This window comes from Kitasatospora sp. NPDC004240 (genome assembly GCF_053603215.1).
On sequence record NZ_JBSGFD010000032.1, the window covers coordinates 41,776 to 60,170 of the forward strand.

The 18,395-nt window shown below is 74.1% G+C and carries 13 protein-coding genes, 2 pseudogenes and 2 riboswitches; of the genes and pseudogenes, 9 read left to right on the forward strand and 6 right to left on the reverse strand.

The annotated features are described in order from the left end of the window. The first annotated feature begins 17 nt into the window (after window positions 1-17). A riboswitch (cobalamin riboswitch) is annotated at window positions 18-161 on the forward strand. 91 nt (window positions 162-252) lie between these two features. From ACWEQL_RS11565 to ACWEQL_RS11600, 8 genes and pseudogenes are all read left to right on the forward strand, one after another. Next, the gene (locus tag ACWEQL_RS11565) at window positions 253-1,320 is read left to right on the forward strand and encodes a peptidase (protein WP_452150005.1); all 1,068 of its coding nucleotides are present in this window, start codon (window positions 253-255) and stop codon (window positions 1,318-1,320) included. Between the two features lie 19 nt (window positions 1,321-1,339). Then, window positions 1,340-1,804, forward strand: a complete 465-nt coding sequence (locus ACWEQL_RS11570) for a flagellar hook-length control protein FliK (RefSeq protein ID WP_452150006.1) — start codon at window positions 1,340-1,342, stop codon at window positions 1,802-1,804. 544 nt (window positions 1,805-2,348) lie between these two features. Beyond that, a pseudogene (locus ACWEQL_RS11575) lies at window positions 2,349-3,347 on the forward strand (prenyltransferase/squalene oxidase repeat-containing protein); the annotation flags it as partial. 395 nt (window positions 3,348-3,742) lie between these two features. Beyond that, window positions 3,743-4,804: a hypothetical protein gene (locus ACWEQL_RS11580; protein WP_452150007.1), complete on the forward strand. Its 1,062-nt coding sequence runs from the start codon at window positions 3,743-3,745 to the stop codon at window positions 4,802-4,804. 10 nt (window positions 4,805-4,814) lie between these two features. Beyond that, window positions 4,815-6,023 carry a CbiQ family ECF transporter T component gene (locus tag ACWEQL_RS11585; RefSeq protein WP_452150008.1) on the forward strand — a complete coding sequence of 403 codons (1,209 nt, stop codon included), beginning with the start codon at window positions 4,815-4,817 and terminating at the stop codon, window positions 6,021-6,023. Then, on the forward strand, window positions 6,020-7,663 hold the full coding sequence (locus ACWEQL_RS11590; RefSeq protein ID WP_452150009.1) for an ABC transporter ATP-binding protein: 1,644 nt from the start codon (window positions 6,020-6,022) through the stop codon (window positions 7,661-7,663). Before ACWEQL_RS11585 ends, ACWEQL_RS11590 begins: the two co-directional genes overlap by 4 nt. Next, a complete protein-coding gene (locus ACWEQL_RS11595; RefSeq protein WP_452150010.1) occupies window positions 7,660-8,508 on the forward strand; it encodes an ECF transporter S component in 849 nt (282 codons plus the stop codon). The genes ACWEQL_RS11590 and ACWEQL_RS11595 overlap by 4 nt, the downstream gene beginning before the upstream one ends. Window positions 8,509-8,529: 21 nt before the next feature. Then, window positions 8,530-8,853, forward strand: coding sequence for a hypothetical protein (locus ACWEQL_RS11600; protein WP_452150011.1), 324 nt, complete (start codon window positions 8,530-8,532; stop codon window positions 8,851-8,853). Window positions 8,854-8,967: 114 nt separating this feature from the next. Here the strand turns inward: ACWEQL_RS11600 and def are convergent, their stop codons facing one another. The 6 genes from def to ACWEQL_RS11630 form a co-directional block, all read right to left on the reverse strand. After that, window positions 8,968-9,642 carry a peptide deformylase gene (gene def / locus ACWEQL_RS11605; RefSeq protein ID WP_452150012.1) on the reverse strand — a complete coding sequence of 225 codons (675 nt, stop codon included), beginning with the start codon at window positions 9,640-9,642 and terminating at the stop codon, window positions 8,968-8,970. 99 nt (window positions 9,643-9,741) lie between these two features. After that, window positions 9,742-12,399, reverse strand: coding sequence for an alanine--tRNA ligase (alaS, locus tag ACWEQL_RS11610; protein WP_452150013.1), 2,658 nt, complete (start codon window positions 12,397-12,399; stop codon window positions 9,742-9,744). Between the two features lie 221 nt (window positions 12,400-12,620). Further along, window positions 12,621-13,220 carry a GNAT family N-acetyltransferase gene (locus tag ACWEQL_RS11615; RefSeq protein ID WP_452150014.1) on the reverse strand — a complete coding sequence of 200 codons (600 nt, stop codon included), beginning with the start codon at window positions 13,218-13,220 and terminating at the stop codon, window positions 12,621-12,623. After that, a complete protein-coding gene (tsaD, locus tag ACWEQL_RS11620) occupies window positions 13,217-14,281 on the reverse strand; it encodes a tRNA (adenosine(37)-N6)-threonylcarbamoyltransferase complex transferase subunit TsaD (protein ID WP_452150019.1) in 1,065 nt (354 codons plus the stop codon). The genes ACWEQL_RS11615 and tsaD overlap by 4 nt, the downstream gene beginning before the upstream one ends. Before the next feature lie 191 nt (window positions 14,282-14,472). Then, window positions 14,473-15,576: a HoxN/HupN/NixA family nickel/cobalt transporter gene (locus tag ACWEQL_RS11625; protein WP_452150015.1), complete on the reverse strand. Its 1,104-nt coding sequence runs from the start codon at window positions 15,574-15,576 to the stop codon at window positions 14,473-14,475. Window positions 15,577-15,629: 53 nt separating this feature from the next. Next, window positions 15,630-15,865, reverse strand: a riboswitch (cobalamin riboswitch). A gap of 227 nt (window positions 15,866-16,092) precedes the next feature. After that, entirely contained in the window at window positions 16,093-18,261 is a 2,169-nt protein-coding gene (locus tag ACWEQL_RS11630) for a radical SAM protein (RefSeq protein ID WP_452150016.1), read from the reverse strand. 46 nt (window positions 18,262-18,307) lie between these two features. Between ACWEQL_RS11630 and ACWEQL_RS11635 the strand changes: the two are divergent. Continuing rightward, window positions 18,308-18,395 (forward strand): annotated as a pseudogene (locus ACWEQL_RS11635) (TerD family protein); the annotation flags it as partial.

Below are 18,395 nucleotides of genomic sequence, written 5' to 3' on the forward strand. Positions count from 1 at the left end.
TCCCTTGACCGGGTCTTTCCCGTCTCGCCATGATGGATCGTCATGTTGTGACTCCGCCCGCGGGGGAAGTCCGGTTCGAATCCGGCGCTGACCCGCAACGGTAGGCCTCCGACCCCGCGTCGGCGGCGAGCCCGAGTACCCGTCGGCGGAGGTGTGCCAACCCCTCCTCCCGTCGTGGTCTGCGGGCCGGAGTTCCCGACGGCTGCCCGTTGCCAGGTGGACCCCGCGCGCCCAGGCCCGGAAAGGCAGCCCATGCCCGTCCGCCACCGGACCCTCGGCCTCCTCGCGATACCCGCGCTCGTCCTCGGCGCCGTCCTGCCCGCCTCGACCGTCGCCGCCGCCCAGGAGCAGGGCGCGGGGACGGGCACGACCTACCGGCCCGACGCCGCCGCGGCGGGCTGGCTCGCCGGACAGTTGGTCGGCGGCGACCACTTCGAGTCCGTCTTCGACGGCACCGCCTACCCCGACCAGGGCCTCACCATCGACGCCGTGCTCGCCTTCGCCGCCTCCGGCACCGCCGACCAGGCGGCGGCCCGCGCCACCGCCTGGCTCGCCAGGCCCGAGATCCTCTCCGGCTACCTCGGCGACGGAACCACCGAGGCGTACGCGGGCGCCACCGCCAAGCTGCTGCTGGCGGTCGAGGTCCGCGGCGAGAACCCGGCGGCCTTCGGCGGTGTGGACCTCCCGGCCCGGCTGCGCTCGCTGCTGGCCGCCGACGGCCGGTTCTCCGACCGCTCGCAGTGGGGCGACTACAGCAACGCGTTCGGGCAGTCACTCGCGCTGATCGCCCTGAAGCGCACGCCCGGCGGCGCACCGGCGGCGGCCGTCGACTTCCTGGCGAACAGCCAGTGCGCCGACGGCGGCTACCCGGTGGCGTTCGGCCAGGCCGCCTGCACCAGTGACCCGGACGCCACCGCGCTGGCGGTCCAGGCGCTGGCCGCGACCGGCCGCACGGCCAAGGCCCAGGCCGGACTCGGCTGGCTCACCGCCCACCAGGGGGCCGACGGCGGCTTCGCGGCGGCCGGCGCCGCGGCCTCCAACGCCAACAGCACCGGCCTCGCGACCGAGGCACTGCTGTCCGGCGGCCGGTACGGGGCGGGCCTGAAGGGCTGGAGCCGGCTGGTGAAGTTCCAGCAGGGCTGCTCGGCCGACCCGGCCGTGCGCGGCGCCGTGGCCTACGACGCGAACGGGTTCAACGCCGCCACCGCCCCGCGCGCCACCGCCCAGGCCGTGCTGGGGCTCTCCGGCAAGGGTCTGGCCGAGCTGACCGCGCACGGCGCCCGCCCCACCGCCCCCGTCCTGGCCTGCCCGGCCGCCTGACCCCGTGAGGAGCACACCGATGACCAGGCCCCCCGCCCGGCGCACCCTCGGCGCGCTCGCCGCCGTCGCCGCCCTCACGGCCGCGCTGCTCGGCGCCGGTACCGTCCGGGCGCCGGAGGCGAGCGCCGTCGCCTGCGACGGCACCACCGGCGTCACCGTCGTGGTCGACTTCACCGCCCTCGGCGGCGGCATCGAGACCGGCTGCGCCCCCGGCGACCCGGCCAGCGGACTCGCCGCGCTCGGCGGCGCCGGCTTCCCGTACGCCTTCCACCCGCGTTTCCCGGGCTTCGTGTGCAAGATCAAGGCGCTGCCGACGACCTGCACCAACCCGACCGGGACCGCCTACTGGTCGTACTGGCACGCCCAGCACGGCGGCCCCTGGTCGTACAGCACGCTGGGTGCGGGCAGCTACAACCCGGCGCCCGGTGACGTCGAGGGCTGGTCCTTCGGTGCGGGCACCCAGCCGGGCATCACGGCTCCCTGACCGCCGTACGCCGACAGCCGTACGTCCCCCCGATGCCCCGGCCGCCGTGAGGGGAGGCCGGGGCATCGGGGGCATGCCGTACGAGGACCCACCGGCGCCGGACGGGACGCCCGGGTGCTCAGGTCGGCGAGCCGTGTGATCGATCTGACGGTCCGTTGACTGTCGTTTCGACCCTGTGGTCTGATGAGCTGGTTTTTCACCCTCGGCGCTCAGGGGAAGCCGGTCCGAATCCGGCGCTGACCCGCAACCGTGGATCCATCCCCAGGGATGGATGAGCCGGAATGCCTGAGCCGGGGGTCTGTTCACGGAGCACTTGCGTCGTCGCGGACTACGACGCGGTCAGGACGGCGCCCGCACCCGGGCGGCCGTCGACTGCGTCGTTTGTCCCCGCGTCGACCGACCAGGGGGTTCGCCGATGAGGGCCAGCAGCAGTCGTCCACGCCGAAGGAGCAGGGGCAGAGCGTCCCTGCTGGTCACCGGGACCGTCGTGGTCGCCGCGTGCGGCACGGTCCTGCTCGGACATCCGGGCGCCGCACTGGCCGACCCGGTCGCGGGGAGCACCCCGGACCTGGCCAAGGGCAGCCGCTACCTGACGGATCCGGCGCACCTGGTCGACGGCCACTACTACGAGGCCTTCCCGGCCTTCGCCGACTTCGGCCTGACCATCGACGGCGCCTTCGCGCTCGCCGCCACCGGCACCGACGACCCCGCACTGCGCGGGATCGTCGACTTCCTCGACCACCAGGGCAAGGACCCCAACGAGCGTACGGTGAACGACTGGACCGGCATCGGCACGGAGTACGCCGGCGGCGGCTCGATCGGCAAGGAGGCGCTGCTCGCCGAGGTGGTCGGACGCGACCCGCGCGCCTTCGGCGGCCACGACCTGATCGCCGCCCTCGCCGCGATGGTCTGCGCCAAGGCCGATCCGGACACCGGCTGCGCGGCGCCCGGCAACTACACCTACGCCACCTCGGTGTTCTCCCAGGCGCTCGGCGTCATGGCCCAGCTGCGGGCCGGCGACGTGGCCAACGCCGCCGCCCCGATCGGCCACCTGAAGAGCCTCCAGCGCGCCGACGGCTCCTGGCCGAGCCTGATCCCCGCCACCGGCGACTCCGACGTGGACAGCACGGCGATGGCCGTCATGGCCCTTGCGCTCGTCCCCGGGGACGAGGCCGGCCGGGCGGTCGACAAGGGACTCGGCTGGCTCGCCGCCCAGCAGCTTCCCGACGGCGGATTCCCCGGTGCGGCCGGCCACTCGACCAATTCGACGGCCCTCGCCGTCCAGGGCATGACGCTGCGCAAGGCCGCCCACGGCGAGCAGATCGCCAAGGCGCTCGACTTCCTCGCCGGCCAGCAGAACGGCGACGGCGGCTTCAACGTGGCGTCCGCCGGGCAGCAGGGGTCGGACGTCCGGGCATCGACACAGGTGCTGGGCGGTGCCACCGGCATCTCCTTCGGCACGCTGTACCGGAACCTCGCCGGCACACCGACCCCGACCGGTACACCCACGGGGACACCGACCCCCACGGGGACACCGACCCCGACCGGCACACCGACGCCCACGGGCACGCCGACCCCGACCGGGACGCCGTCCGCCACCGTCACGGCGACGGCCACGAGTACGAGCACGAGTACGAGCACGAGTACGAGCACTCCGACGGCGAGCGGTTCAGCCACCTCCACCGCGGTCCCCTCTCCCGGCGAGGGCTCGGCCGTCCGGCCGTCCGACACCCCGGCGGCCGGCCCGGGCTCGGGCGCCGACCCGGTCCGCGGAGCGGGTGCCTCCGCCGGTGGTGCGTCCGACCGCGCGGGCAGCCTGGCCGGGACCGGCACCGAGGCGCCGGTACTGACGGGGGCCGCGGGGCTGCTGACCGCGCTCGGCGCCGCGGGCGTCCTCGCCGCCCGCCGCCGCACGGCCTCCGCCCCGGGACGTCACCGGTGAGCCGGCGACCGGGCCGGCTGTTCGCGGCCGCCGCCCTGACCTTCGTCCTCGCCGTCGGCGGTGTCGGGGCGGGGACGGCCCCGGCCGCCGCGACGGCACTGCCGATCGAACAGTGCACCACGACCTCCGGCGTGGTGCTCGCCGTGGACTTCAGCCGGTGGGGAGGCCCGCTGCTGCGCTCCTGCGGGACCACCCCGACCACCGGGTACGCCCTGCTCAACCAGGGCGGCTGGAAGACCACCGGGACCGGGCACGACGGTCCGGCCTTCGTCTGCCGGATCGGCTACAGCGGCTTCCAGGGCGGAAAGCAGTTCCCCACCCCGGACCAGGACAAGTGCGTCCTGACGCCCCCGGCCACGGCCTACTGGTCGTACTGGCACGCGGACCCGGGCCAGAACGACTGGTCCTACAGCCAACTCGGCGCGATGAGCTACCGGCCGAAGCCCGGCAGCGTCGACCTGTGGGTCTTCGGTGGCACCGACATCGAGGGCACCGAGGGACGCCCGACCGTCTCGCCGGACAGCGTTCGGGCACGCAACACCACCCCGGGAGGACCGGCCGTCACCCCGGACCCGCCCCAGCCCCCGCCTCCGGCCGCAGGGGGAGCAGCCGGAGGTGCCACCAACGGTGGCGGTGGTGGTGGCACCGGCGGGGCAGGCGGCACCACCGGCGGACCGGCCGGTGGCACGAAGCGCCCGCCCTCGGGCGCCGGAACGGGCGGTGGCACGACCCCGGCGAGCCCGGCGGCCGAGGCCGGCGCACCGCCCGCCCCGCAGCCGGCGGATGCCGGAGTACCGGCGACCCCGGTCGAGGCGCCCGTTGCCCAGCCGACCGACACCCCGCCCGCCGGCGACACCGCCACTGCGGCGCCGACCGTCACCGGGAGCCCGTCACCCGCGAACGCCGCCGGACCGGTGGTGGTGGACGCGGCCCCGGCCGCCGACGCCCCGCACGACTCCGGGTCGATGCTGCCCGCCGTGGTCGGAGCCGTCCTCGTCGTGGTGCTCGGTGTGGCCACCGTGGTCACCGGGCGCCGGCGCCGCCGGCAGGCCGAGTGATCGGGTGATCATGATCGACAAGCACCTCGCCCGCCCCGGACGCGGCCCGGGAGGCCGGCGCAGCCCACGTGACCTGCACCCGCTGGCCTGGTGGGCCTGGGCGCTGGCCCTGGCGACGGCGGCCAGCCGCACCACCAACCCGCTGCTGCTCCTGCTCGTCCTCGCCGTTCTCGGCTACGTGGTCACCGCCCGGCGCACCGAGGCCCCATGGGCCCGCGGGTTCGCCTACTACCTGTGGCTGGCGCTGACGGTGGTGGCGATCAGGGTGGTCTTCCGGTGCGTCTTCGCCACCGGCATCACCCCCGGCGACCACCTGCTCCTCTCGCTGCCGCACATCCCCACCCCCGCCTGGTACGCGGGCATCGAGATCGGCGGCCCGGTCTCGCTGGAGGCCGTGCTCTCGGCGGCCTTCGACGGACTGCGACTGGCCTGCCTGATCTGCTGCATCGGCGCCGCCAACACCCTGGCCAACCCCAAGCGGGCCCTGCGGGTGCTGCCGGGGGCGCTGTACGAGCTGGGCGTCGCCGTCACGGTGTCGCTCAGTGTCGCGCCGCAGCTGGTGCAGAGCGTCCAACGTGTCGCCCGGGCGCGGCGGTTGCGCGCAGGGCGGCGCAAGGGCGTCCGTGCGATGCGGAGCATCGTGGTGCCGGTCCTGGAGGACGCACTGGAACGTTCACTGCACCTGGCCGCCGCGATGGACTCGCGCGGCTACGGCCGCTCCGGCACCGCCTCGCGCCGCTCCCGCCGGCTCACCGGCGCGCTGATGCTGCTCGGCATGTGCGGCCTGTGCGCCGGGGTGTACGGCCTGCTCGACGGTACGGCCCCCGCCGCACTCGGGCTCCCGGCCTTCCTCACGGGTGCGGTCCTCTGCGTGGCGGGCCTGCTGCTCGGCGGACGGCGGGTACGGCGTACCACCTACCGGCCGGACCGCTGGCGGGCCGCCGAGTGGGGCGTCGCCGGGTGCGGCGTGACCGCCGCCGTACTGCTGTGCGCCACCGTCGGCTACGACGCCACCGATCTCAACCCCTCCCTCCACCCGCTGGCCTGGCCGGCGCTGCCACTCGTCCCGGTACTCGCCCTGCTGCTGGCGGGCGCCGCCGGGATCGTCTCCCCGCCCCCGGGCCGCACGCCCCAACCCGCCTCCGTGCCCAGACCGCGCCCGACCGCGCGCACCGGCGGCGCCACGACCGACCGCACGACCTCCGAGGTGAGCACGTGATCCGATTCGACCGGGTCAGCGTGGTGTACGACGGCGAGACCACGCCCGTCCTGCGCGACGTCGACCTGCACATCCCGGAGGGCGAGCTCTGCCTGGTGGTCGGCCGCACCGGCGTCGGAAAGTCCACCCTGCTCGGCGCCGTCAACGGCCTCGTGCCGCACTTCACCGGCGGCACCCTGCGCGGCAGGGTCAGCGTGGACGGCCGCGACACCGCCCACCACCCGCCGCGCGAGCTCTCCGACGTGGTCGGCGTGGTCGGCCAGGACCCGCTGGCCGGGTTCACCACCGACACGGTGGAGGAGGAACTGGCCTACGTCATGGAGCAGTTGGCGATCCCGCCGGAGGTCATGCGCAAGCGCGTCGAGGAGACCCTGGACCTGCTCGGCCTGGCGGACCTGCGCCACCGCGCCCTGTACGAGCTCTCCGGCGGCCAGCAGCAGCGCGTCGCCATCGGCTCCGTCCTCACCGCCCACCCGCGCGTCCTGGTCCTGGACGAGCCGACCTCCGCGCTCGACCCGACCGCCGCCGAGGAGGTCCTGGCCGCGATCACCCGGCTGGTGCACGACCTCGGCGTCACCGTCCTGCTGGCCGAACACCGCCTGGAGCGCGTCGTCCAGTACGCCGACCGGGTCGCCTACCTGCCCGGTGACGGCACCGTCGTGCACGGCCCCCCGGCGGAGGTCTTCCGGGACACCGCGATCGCGCCGCCCGTCGTCGGCCTCGGCCGGCTGGCCGGCTGGCGACCGCTGCCGCTGTCCGTCCGCGATGCCCGCCGCGCGGCCGCGCCGCTGCGTGAGCGGCTCACAGGTGTGCCGGTTCCCCCGCCGCGCCGGGCAGCCGCGGCGGGGGAGCCGGTGCTGGAGGCGAGGGGTGTCGTCGTCCGATACGGTCCGGTGGCCGCCGTCCGGGAGGCCGACCTCTCGTTGCGCGCCGGCGAGGTGACCGCGCTAATGGGGCGCAACGGTTCCGGCAAGTCCTCGCTCCTGTGGGCGTTGCAGGGCTCCGGGCCCCGCCAGGGCGGCAGCGTGAAGGTCACCGGCGCGGATGGCGGGCCGGGCAAGGACCCCAAGCGCCTTCCCGTCGCTCGCGCCCGGCAGTTGGTCGGGCTCGTCCCGCAGACCCCCACCGACCTGCTGTACCTGGAGACGGTCGCACAGGAACTCGCCCAGAGCGACCTGGAGTCCGCCCGGGACGACGGGCCGACCGCGCGGCAGATCCTCGACCGCCTGGCCCCGGGGATCCCGGACGACACCCACCCCCGGGACCTGTCCGAAGGGCAGAAGCTGGCGCTCGTCCTGGCGATCCAACTCGCCACCGCGCCGCGTGTGGTGTTGCTGGACGAGCCCACCCGAGGGCTCGACTACCACGCGAAGGAGGCGCTCACCGGCATCGTGGACGCCCTCGCCGCCGAAGGCCGGACCGTCGTGGTCTCCACCCACGACGTCGAGTTCGTCGCCTCCACCGCCGACCGGGTCGTGGTGATGGCCGAGGGCGAGATCGTCGCCGACGGTCCCACGGCCGAGGTCATCGTCGCCTCACCCACGTTCGCGCCCCAGACCGCCAAGATCCTCGCTCCGCTGGCCTACCTGACCACCCGGCAGGTTACCGAGGCCCTCGAACCGGCGGAGGCCGCCCGGTGACCGCCGTCCGGATCCCCGGCCGGGCCCGCGTCGTGATCGCTCTCTCCGCCTTCATCGGCCTGGTCGCCTTCACCTGGCCGTTCGTCGTCGCCCCCGGGAAGTTCGGCTCCTCCTACGCCCCGCCGCTCATCTTCGGCGCGCTGCTCGTCCTGGTGCTCGCCGTCGTCATCGCCGAGATCTCGGCCGGCGGCATCGACGCCAAGGCCCTCGCCATGCTCGGCGTCCTGTCGGCCGTCAACGCCGGGCTCAGACCTCTCGGCGCCGGGACGGCCGGAGTGGAGACGGTCTTCTTCACCCTCGTCCTGGCCGGCCGCGTCTTCGGCCCCGGCTTCGGCTTCACCCTCGGCTGCACCTCCCTGTTCGCCTCCGCCCTGCTCACCGGCGGCGTCGGCCCCTGGATGCCCTACCAGATGTTCGGCTGCGCCTTCGTCGGCATGCTCGCCGGGCTGCTGCCGAAGGCCCGGCCCCGCCTGGAGGTGCCGATGCTGGCCGTGTACGGGGCCTTTTCCGGCTACCTGTTCGGCTTCCTGCTCAACCTGTCCTTCTGGCCGTTCTCGACCGACCCGAACAGCTCGATCGCCTACCTCCCCGGCCTGCCGTTCACCGAGCAGTGGCACCGCTACCTGCTCTTCGACCTGGCCACCTCGCTGGGCTGGGACACCGGTCGGGCCGTCACCACCTTCACCGCCGTCCTCATCGTCGGGCCGGCCGTCCTGACCGTCTTCCGCCGAGCGGCCCGGCGCGCCAACTTCGAACCCGCTGTGCGCTTCGAGGCTTCGTACGGTCCCGACACCACGGTGGGGCCGCACACCGCCGCGCAGCCCACCGGGCAGGCGCGCTCCTGAACCGACGAAAGGTCAATTATCGTGCCCAAGAACGCGAAGCCCCGGACGACGACGCTGAACGGTGTGAACGTCGTCATCCTGACTCCGGAACAGTACGCCGGACTGGAATCAGCACGCCGCCGGCTGGGCGGAGCACAGGCGCACGTCGCCAGAATGAAGCTCGACCTTGACAGGAACCGGCAGCTGCCGGGCGAGGCCCAACGCGTGCTGGCGAGCGTCCCCGCCGACCAGATCGAACGGCTGGGGGGGCCAGTTGGGCCCGGGACGCGGCCTGCCCCAACTCATCGCGGACATTCGAGCCGCCCTGCCCTGCCGCGCCCGCCGGACACCTCGATGCTGACCTGACGGTCGGTCGGTCGGGCGCCACGTCGCACCGGAACAGGACCGGGGCCGAGGCCCCGAACCGCACTCACTCCCCGTGACGGGCGCGGGCTCGCGCGGGTCCGGCCCACACCCTCGTCATGGTGCGAGGAGCGGAGCACCCATCGCCTCGGCACGGGCTCGGCGCTGGGCGTGGACCTCCGCACGCCGCTCGGCGGTCTCGGCGAGCACGGCCCGGCGGACCCGGCCGGGCAGGCGGTCGATGTAGAGCATGCCGTCGAGGTGGTCGGTCTCGTGCTGGAGGCAGCGGGCGAAGTAGCCGGTGCCCTCGATCACCAGCGGGTTCCCGTCCTGGTCGAAGCCGCGCACGACGGCGCGGTCGGCACGGCCGAGTTCGCGTCGCGGGCCCGGTACGGAGAGGCAGCCCTCGCTCGTGTCGACCAGGCGGCGGGGGCCCGGGATTTCGTCGAGCACGGGGTTGAGGATGTGGCCGACGTGCCGGACGCCGTCGTCGTCGGGGCAGTCGTAGACGAAGAGACGCAGGTCGACGTCGACCTGGTTGGCGGCGAGTCCGACGCCCCGGGCCACGTACATGGTGAGGAACATGTCCTCGATCAGCCGGGAGAGCTCGGCGGTGCCGAACTCGGTCGCGGGCCGGCAGGGGCGGTGCAGGATGTCCTCGCCGACCTCGGTGATCCGCAGGACCCGGCCACGGTCGGCCTCGGGCGCGGTCCGCGGGTAGGAGTCGACGGGGTGGCCGAGCACGCGGACCCGTCGGTCCGCAGGGCTGTCCGCGCGGGAGGGTGAGGTCATGGCAGGGGCCTTTCGAGGAGTCGGGTCGGGGGTGCGGAGGCCCCGGACCTCCGGACCCGTCGGCGGGTGGCGGAGGTTCCGGGGCATCCGCGGGCGCGGCTAGCGCCCGGCGAGGAGGTTCGGCAGGGCTTCCAGAGCGCGTTCCAGCTCGGCCTCCGGCAGGCCGCCGCCCTGGGCGGTGTCCGCGTTGCCACCGCCGCGGCCGCCCAGCAGCTCGCGCAGCAGGCCGGCGGCCGACAGGCCCGTCTCGCGTGCGGCCGGGTTGAGCGCCACGATGAGCTGGCCGCCCTTGGCGCCGGTGCCGGTGACCGTCACCACACCGGGCCGCTCGCCGGGCAGCAGGTCGCGTACGGTCCGGGCCAGCAGCCTGGCGTCGGCCGGTTCCCCGCCCTGCCCGAGCCGGGCCACGAGCACGCCGCCGATGTCCCGGGCGGCGGGTGCGGCCTGTGCGGCGCGCTGGGTGATGGCGTCGCGGCGCAGTCGTTCGGCCTGCTGGTCGGCGGTCTTCAGACGGTCCAGCAGGACGGCGATGCGGTCGGGCAGTTCGGCACGGGGGGCCTGGAGTTGCTCGGCGATGCGCGCGGCGAGGTCGCGTTCGCGGGCGAGGTAACCGAAGCCGTCCAGGCCGACGGCGGCCTCGATGCGGCGCAGGCCGGCGCCGACGGAGGACTCGGCGGTGAGGGCGAGGACGCCGATCTGGGAGGCGTGGGCCACGTGGGTGCCACCGCAGAGCTCACGGGACCAGGCACCGCCGATCTCGACCACGCGGACCTGCTCGCCGTAGGTCTCGCCGAACAGGGCGAGCGCGCCGAGCTCCTTGGCCCGGTCCAGGGGCATCCAGCCCGCGCTGACGGGGAGGTCGTCGCGCAGGGCGCGGTTGGCGGCCTCCTCGACCTCGCCGCGGGTGGCGGCGGAGAGCGGGCCGCGCCAGGGGAAGTCGAGGCGCAGGTAGCCGGGGCGGTTGTAGGAGCCGGACTGCAGGGCGGTCGGGCCGAGGACCTGACGCAGGGCGGCGTGCAGGACGTGGGTGCCGGAGTGGGCCTGGCGGGCGCCGAGCCGCCAGCCGGCGTCGACCTCCGCGTGCACCGGCGTGCCGGTGACCAGTTCGCCGCCGAGGACGCGGACCTGGTGGGCGACGAGGCCGGGCACGGGCCGCTGGACGTCGATGACCTCCAGCGTGGTGCCGTCGTGGGTGGTCAGGCGTCCCGCGTCCGGGGCCTGACCGCCGGATTCGGCGTAGAACGGGGTGCGGTCCAGCACGGCGGTACCCACCGAGCCCGCGCTCAGGGAGGGCACGGTCCCGCCGTGGGCGTCGAAGAGGGCGAGGACGGTGGACTCGGTGGTGAGGGTGTCCCAGGCCTGCCAGTCGGTGGGCCCGTGGTCGGCGAGCAGCGCGCGGTACGCGGTGGTGTCGGCGTGGTGGGCCTTGTTGGCACGGGTGTCCTGGCGGGCGCGCTCGCGCTGGGCGTCCATCAGTGCGGTGAAGCCGTCCCGGTCGACGCTCACACCCTGTTCGGCGGCGATCTCCAGGGTCAGGTCGACCGGGAATCCGTAGGTGTCGTGGAGACGGAAGACGTCAGCGCTGTCGAGGGCGGGCGCGGCGGCCTCCTTGGCCCGTCGGATCGCGGTGTCCAGCACGGTGGTGCCCTGGCGCAGGGTGGAGCGGAAGGCGTCCTCCTCCCCGTACGCGAGGTCGGCGATGCGCGCGTAGTCCGCGGCGACCTCCGGGTAGGCGTCGGCCATGCAGTCCCGGGCGACGGGCAGCAGCTCGGTGAGCGCGGGGTCCTGGTGTCCGAGCAGGCGCATCGACCGCACCGCGCGGCGCAGGATGCGGCGCAGGACGTAGCCGCGGCCCTCGTTGCCGGGGGCGGTGCCGTCGGCGAGCAGCATGAGGGCCGTACGGACGTGGTCGGCGACCACCCGCAGCCGCACGTCCGCCGTCGGGTCGGCGCCGTAGCGGACGCCGGACAGGTCGGCGGCGCGCGTCAGGACGGGCCGGGTCTGGTCGATCTCGTAGAGGTTGTCGACCCCCTGGAGCAGGGTGGCCATGCGTTCCAGACCCATGCCGGTGTCGATGTTGCGGCGCGGGAGTTCACCGAGGATCGGGTAGCCGGTCCTGCCGGTGCCCTCGCCGCGCTCGTACTGCATGAAGACGAGGTTCCAGAACTCCATGTACCGGTCCTCGTCGACGGCGGGGCCGCCTTCGCGGCCGAGCGCCGGGCCGCGGTCGTAGTACAGCTCGGAGCACGGGCCGCACGGCCCGGGAACGCCCATCGACCAGAAGTTGTCCTCGTCGCCGCGCTCGACGATCCGCTCGGACGGCAGTCCGCTGACCCTGCGCCAGATCGCCGCGGCCTCGGCGTCGGTGTGGTGGACGGTCACCCAGATGCGGTCGGGGTCGAGCCCGAAGCCGCCGTCGGCCTGCGAGGAGGTGGACAGTTCCCAGGCGTGGGCTATCGCCTTCTCCTTGAAGTAGTCGCCGAAGGAGAAGTTGCCGTTCATCTGGAAGAACGAGCCGTGCCGGGTGGTCCTGCCGACCTCGTCGATGTCGAGGGTGCGGACGCACTTCTGCACGCTGGCGGCCCGTGGCCAGGGCGCCTCGGCCTCGCCGGTCAGATAGGGCTTGAAGGGCACCATGCCGGCGTTGACGAAGAGCAGGGTCGGGTCAGGGGTCGGCAGTGGTGCGGACGGGACGACGGTGTGGCCGCGGGCGGCGAAATGGTCGAGGAAGCGGCGGTGTATCTCGGCGGTCTGCACGGGTGGCTCCAGGACGTGGGAGAGGGCCGGCGTAATGGTGGAGAGACGGACTCGCGGTCAGCGCGGGTAGCGGCGGCCCACCTCGGAGATCTCGCTCTCCCGGGGCCCGGCGCGTGTACCGGCCGGTCCGCGGCCGCCGGGCACGGCACTCGGCGGCGGGAGGGCGGTCGCCCTGTTCACGAGGGCGAGCAGCCCTCGGCGGGGCCGTGGGCGCCTATCTGTCATCGCGCGGCCCCCGCCGACGCTCCCCGCTGCGCCGGCACGGGTGTTCCGGGGTGGTGGGGGCCGAGCATGACGACCACCCCGCCGGGATGCGGCGCGGGGCTGGTGACCGGACTCCATCCGTGCCGCAGGTAGAAGTCCATCGGTCCGCCGGCGGCAGCCGCGGTGAGCAACCAGCACCGGCCGCCGGGCGCGTCCGTGGTCACCGCCCCCAGCAGCGCGCCCCCCGCTCCCCGGCGGGCGTGCTCGGGGTGGACCACCAGTTCGTCGATCTCGCGCGCGCCGCACAGCAGCTCGCGTGTCAGCCGCCCGCCGAGGCCGCCGCTGGCGAGGGCGTAACAACGGTCGGAGGGGAAGGGGTCCGGCGTGGTCCAGGCGGTGGCGAATCCGACGAGGCGACCGTCGGTGCGGTAGGCGGCGGCCGCGGTGAATCCGGGTCGGCCGCTGTCCCGGTCCAGCCGGGCGAGGTAGTCGTCGGCCTTGTGCGCGGGTTCGTTCCACGGCGGTCGGCCGAAGGCCTGCGCGTACACGGAGCGGATCTCCGCCCGCACGCCGAGCAGCTCGGTGCGGCCGACGCGGCGCACCTCGGTGGTGGTCATGCGACGCGGGCCGTGGCGCGCGGGGTGAGGGCCGCGTACTCCAGGGGCGCGGAGGGGTCGATCGAGAGGTCCGCGGGGGCGGGTGCGGCGCCGGACCGGACCAGCAGGTCGCCGATGGCGGCGATCATGGCGCCGTTGTCGGTGCACAGGCGCAGGGGTGGGACGCGCAGGGTGATGCCGGCGGCGGCGCAGCGTTGTTCGGTGAGGGCGCGGATGCGGGAGTTGGCGGCGACGCCGCCGACCACGACGAGGGTGCCGATGCCGTGGTCGACGCAGGCGCGGACGGCCTTGCGGGTGAGGGTGTCGGCGATGGCCTCCTGGAGGGCCGCGGCGGCGTCGGGGACGTGCGGCTCGGTGCCGGCGGCGCGTTGGGCCTCGACCCAGCGGGCGGCGGCGGTCTTGAGGCCGGAGAAGGAGAAGGCGTACGGGGGGTCGTTGGGTCCGCTGAGGGGGCGGGGGAGGCGGACGGCGTTCGGGTCGCCGTCGCGGGCGGCGCGGTCGATGGCGGGGCCGCCGGGGTAGGGCAGGTGGAGGATGCGGGCGACCTTGTCGAAGCATTCGCCGGCGGCGTCGTCGAGGGTGTCGCCGAGGTGGAGGATCGGGTCGCGGGCGAGGTCGCGGACGAGCAGCAGCGAGGTGTGGCCGCCGGAGACGATGAGCACGACGCAGGGGTTGGGCAGGGGTTCGCCGTCGAGGGTGGCGGCGGCGACGTGGCCGGCGAGGTGGTGGACGCCGTAGAGGGGGACGCCGAGCGAGAAGGCATAGCTCTTGGCGGCGGCGACCCCGACCTGGAGGGCGCCGGACAGCCCGGGTCCGGCGGTGACGGCGACGGCGCCGACGTCGGCGAGGGTCAGCCCGGCCCGGTCGAGGGCCTCACGGACGACGGGGGCCATCGCGTGGACGTGCGCGCGGGCGGCGATCTCGGGCACCACGCCGCCGTAGCGGGCGTGTTCGTCCATGGAGGACGCCACGGCCTGGCCGAGCAGCCTCCCGTTGTGGACCAGACCGGCGCCGGTCTCGTCGCAGGACGACTCGATCCCCAGCACCACCGGCGATCCCACCATGGCAGGGCTCCTTATTGCTTGTGGCTAGTAACTGCAACTATTGTGCAATAAAGCTCGCGTTGCGGTGGTGGGCAGCCCGCTGTGGGGGCTGCCGGCCGGCCCGGTTCTCTCTCGCGGCCCCGAAGACGTCATGCCCTCCGAGCCGCCGCGTGGTGGCGGCCCGGAGGGCATGACGTTCGGAGTGCTGCTCAGTTCGTCGGTTCGACGCGGGCGTTCCAGCGCTGTTCGACGTTGCTGAGGCGCCAGTAGGCGAGGGCGCAGGCCCAGACGACGACGAACAGGCCGACGATGACGTAGCCGACGTTGTCGAGGCTGATGTCGGCGATCCAGGTGCTGACCGGGTCGGTGAGGTCGAGCTTCTCGTGGAGCACGCCGACCAGCTCGATGGTGCCGATGAGGAAGGCGACGGCGATGGACAGGCCGGTGATGGTGAGGTTGTAGTAGACCTTGCGGACCGGGTTGGAGAACGCCCAGTGGTAGGCGAAGTTCATGAAGGTGCCGTCGAGGGTGTCGAACAGGCTCATGCCGCAGGCGAAGAGCAGCGGCAGGCAGAGGATCGCGTACCAGGGCAGGCCGGAGGCGGCGCCGGAGCCGGCCATCACCATGAGGGCGACCTCGGTGGCGGTGTCGAAGCCGAGGCCGAACAGCACCCCGAGCGGGTACATCTGGCCGGGCCGGGTGATGGCCTTGGTGAGCCGGCCGAGGATGCGGTTCATGAAGCCGCGCTCGTCGAGGTGCTTCTCCAGCTGCTTCTCGTCGAACTGCCCGGCCCGCATGGCCTTGTACACCTTGTAGATGCCGGCCAGGGCGAAGAGGTTGAGGGCGGCGATCAGGTAGAGGAAGGTGCCGGAGACGCTGGTGCCGATCACGCCGAGTACGCCGTGGACGCTGGACTCCTCGTCGACCAGGGTGCCCGCGAACTGGGCGCCGGCCGCGACGAGGGCGGCCATCGCCATCACGATGCTGGAGTGGCCGAGGGCGAACCAGAAGCCGACCGAGATGGGTCGCTGGCCGTCGGCCATCAGTTTGCGGGTGGTGTTGTCGATGGCGGCGATGTGGTCGGCGTCGAAGGCGTGCCGCATGCCCAGGGTGTAGGCGGTGACGCCGAGGCCGACGCCGAACACCTGGGTGCCGACGGTGTAGTCGTTCGGGGCGACCAGCAGGAACAGCGTGCCGAAGGCGACGACGTGCATGGCGACGATGACGCCGAGCAGCCCGGCGGTGCGGATGGTGTCCTGGCGCTGCCAGCGTGGTGGCACGGTCGATGACGGCTTTTCGTCGGTGAGGGTCATGACGGGTTGGCCTCTCCAGCTCCTCGATGGGGGCACCCCCGGCTGAGGTCGGGGGAGTCGTGCACGCCGTGGCCGGTCTCCTGGCTCTGGGTGGACGGCGCCGACCGTGTCCGGGCAGCGCCGAGCGTGCCCCTGCCTCGCCTTCCCGGTGCCGTACGGCACCCGTGACTGCCCGCTGGCGCGGACCCGGCAGGGGCACTTCCCGTTCACAGTGGCGAGGGCCGCTCCGGAATCGGCCCCTGAGGGGGCGTCACCGGTCTTCCCGAGCACCACGGCGCGGACCACCGTAGGGGCAGGGTCCGCTTCTCAACAAGCTTGCGCAGTTGCGCATAGGTTGCAATAACGCAACGTGGCGGCATGCGTACGACACCGGGGGGCGGGGGTGGGACGGGCGATCGACGGTGCCGCGGTGCGGTCGGCGGCTGCGGCGGTGACCGACCGGGACGGTACTGCCCGGCCCGGAGCTCGTCCCCGGGGCGGAGCCGGTCCGGCTGGTGTCCAACTTCCAGAACGGTCTCAAACGGCTCCCGGTCCGCTGGCGGCGCCCGCCCGGCTGACGCGGGCGCGGTCGCCCGGGGGAGGGGTGAGGGCCGGCCGGAGCGGTGTGGTGACCGGGTCGGCGTCGCGCAGCGGGTGGCCGCTGCCGTGCCAGACGGAGAGCACGTAGGCGCTGAACGGGTGGTGGGCCCAGCGTTCGGGGACCCGCAGGACGAGCCGGTAGGCCTCGGGCTCCTCCTCGCCGGGGTTCGGGGCGGGGGCGGCCGGGAGGTCGCCGGACTCGGCCAGCAGCCGGTGGACGTCGGCGGGAAGGGTGAACACGGCCTGCCGGGGGCGTCCGGTGAGGGTGGTGCGCAGTACGGCGGTGGCGGCCAGGTCGGCGGTGAGCAGCGCGTCGAGCTCCGCCTCGTCGACGGGTGCGCCGCCCGGGACCGACGGGCCGGCGGGGAGCCGGAGCAGGGCCCGGACCAGGCCCGCGAGGTAGCGGCGCAGCGCGTCCGGGTCCGCGACCGTCAGGCGGCGCAGGATGGCCTGGTAGTGCAGTTCCTCCGGCACCCCCTGGTCGCGGTCGGCCTCCCGGAGCAGCGTCCGGTCGACGGCGTCCGGGTCGCGCCAGCCGGCCCGGTAGTCCGCGGCCAGCACGCGGACCTCGGCGTGCAGGGGGCCGAGGGCGTCGGGGTCGTGCGGGTCCTGGATGCCGTGCGGGCCCCGGAGGTCGTGCGGGTCGTCGAAGAGCAGGGCGCGCAGGCCGTCGAGCAGATCGACCAGCCTGGCGCCGGTGGCCTGGTGCAGGCGGCGCAGGGTGCAGCGCAGCAGGACCTTCTGGAAGAGGCTGAGCGTCAGGCGCAGTTCCAGCCCCCACCGCCACTCGTCCTCCGTCATCGAGGCGTGGCCGACCACGACGTCGGCGACCAGCTCCGGGTTGCTGATGTCGGCGGGCATCCGCCGGGTGACCAGGCCCTGTTCGGTGCGGAACCGGGCGTGGCTGAAGTCCGTGTTGTTGAGCAGCAGCAGCGGGTAGACCACCGGCGAGCCGCCGGCCCGCAGCACCTCCTCGATCCCGTCGAGGAAGGTCCGCGGGGTCTCCCCGGGCAGGCCCCAGATGAGGTCGGTGTAGGTCGGGATGCCGAGCTCCCGGAACGCCTGCTGCATCCGGTGGTAGTGCGCGGGGCGGATGTTGGACCGGTTGGCGATCTCCAGCACCTCGGGGTCGAAGGACTGGGTGGACAGCGTGATCGCGCCGGTCAGCCCGGCCTCGTGCAGGATGCGGGCGATCTCCACCACCCGGTCCGTGGTGTTCTTCGCCCAGTTGGTCATGACCAGGATGCGCTTGTCGTACCGGCGGCAGAGGTCGACCAGGATCCGGGCGATCTCCCGGTCCCGCGGCAGCAGGCCGAAGTTGGCGTCGGCGATGAACAGGGACGCCCCGTCGGGGGCCAGCCGGACGATCCGGTCGAGTTCGGCCTCGATCCGCTCCAGCGGGAACTGCCGGACCTTGGCGTTGGTCGCGCCGCCCCAGTAGCAGAAGGCGCAGCTGTACGGGCAGCCGCGGTTGGTCTCGTAGACGATCAGCCAGGAGGACGCCAGGTCGGCGTCCGGGTAGACGGGGCTCAGCAGGGGTGAGGGAACCTGGGCCAGGTCGGCGATGCGCGGGGCGGGCGGGGTGGTACGGACCCGGCCGTCCGGGCCGCGGTGGCTGATCCCGGCGATCCGGTCCAGCAGCGGCCGGGGCCGGGCCAGTTCACGCAGCAGCTCGGCGAAGCGCAGCTCGCCCTCGCCGTGCACCAGGACGTCCACGTCCGGCGACTCGGCGAACAGCGCGTCGGCCTGGTGGGTGACGTCGTTGCCGCCGAGCACCACCAGGCAGTCCGGCCAGCGCTCCTTGATCAGGGCGGCCAGTTCCAGGGACTCCGCGCGGTTCCAGAAGTAGACGGTGAAGGCCACCAGGAACGGTGGCTCCGACGCCGGACGGGCCAGCCGGTCGAGCACCTCGGCGAAGACCCTCCGCCGGTCGGCGGCGCGCAGGTGGTGCACGTGCCGCTCGAAGCGGTGCGCGGCCCGGACGACCGGATCCTGCTGGGCGGCGGCCTGGAGGTAGCCGAGGGTGATGCTGTACCTGATCCCGGGGAGTGCCGTCAGCTCGATCAGGTGCACCGGGCGGCGCTTGCGGTGGTCGGTGGTGGTCACGGGGGCTCCTCGGGGTGAAGGGTGGGCGCTGGCCGCCGGGGCCGCCCGCATCACCTTCCCGGTCTCCATCTACGACGCGGTCGCCCGCTCGCAGAACTTCGGCCAGGTCCGCAACGCCTACATCCGCGTGATCA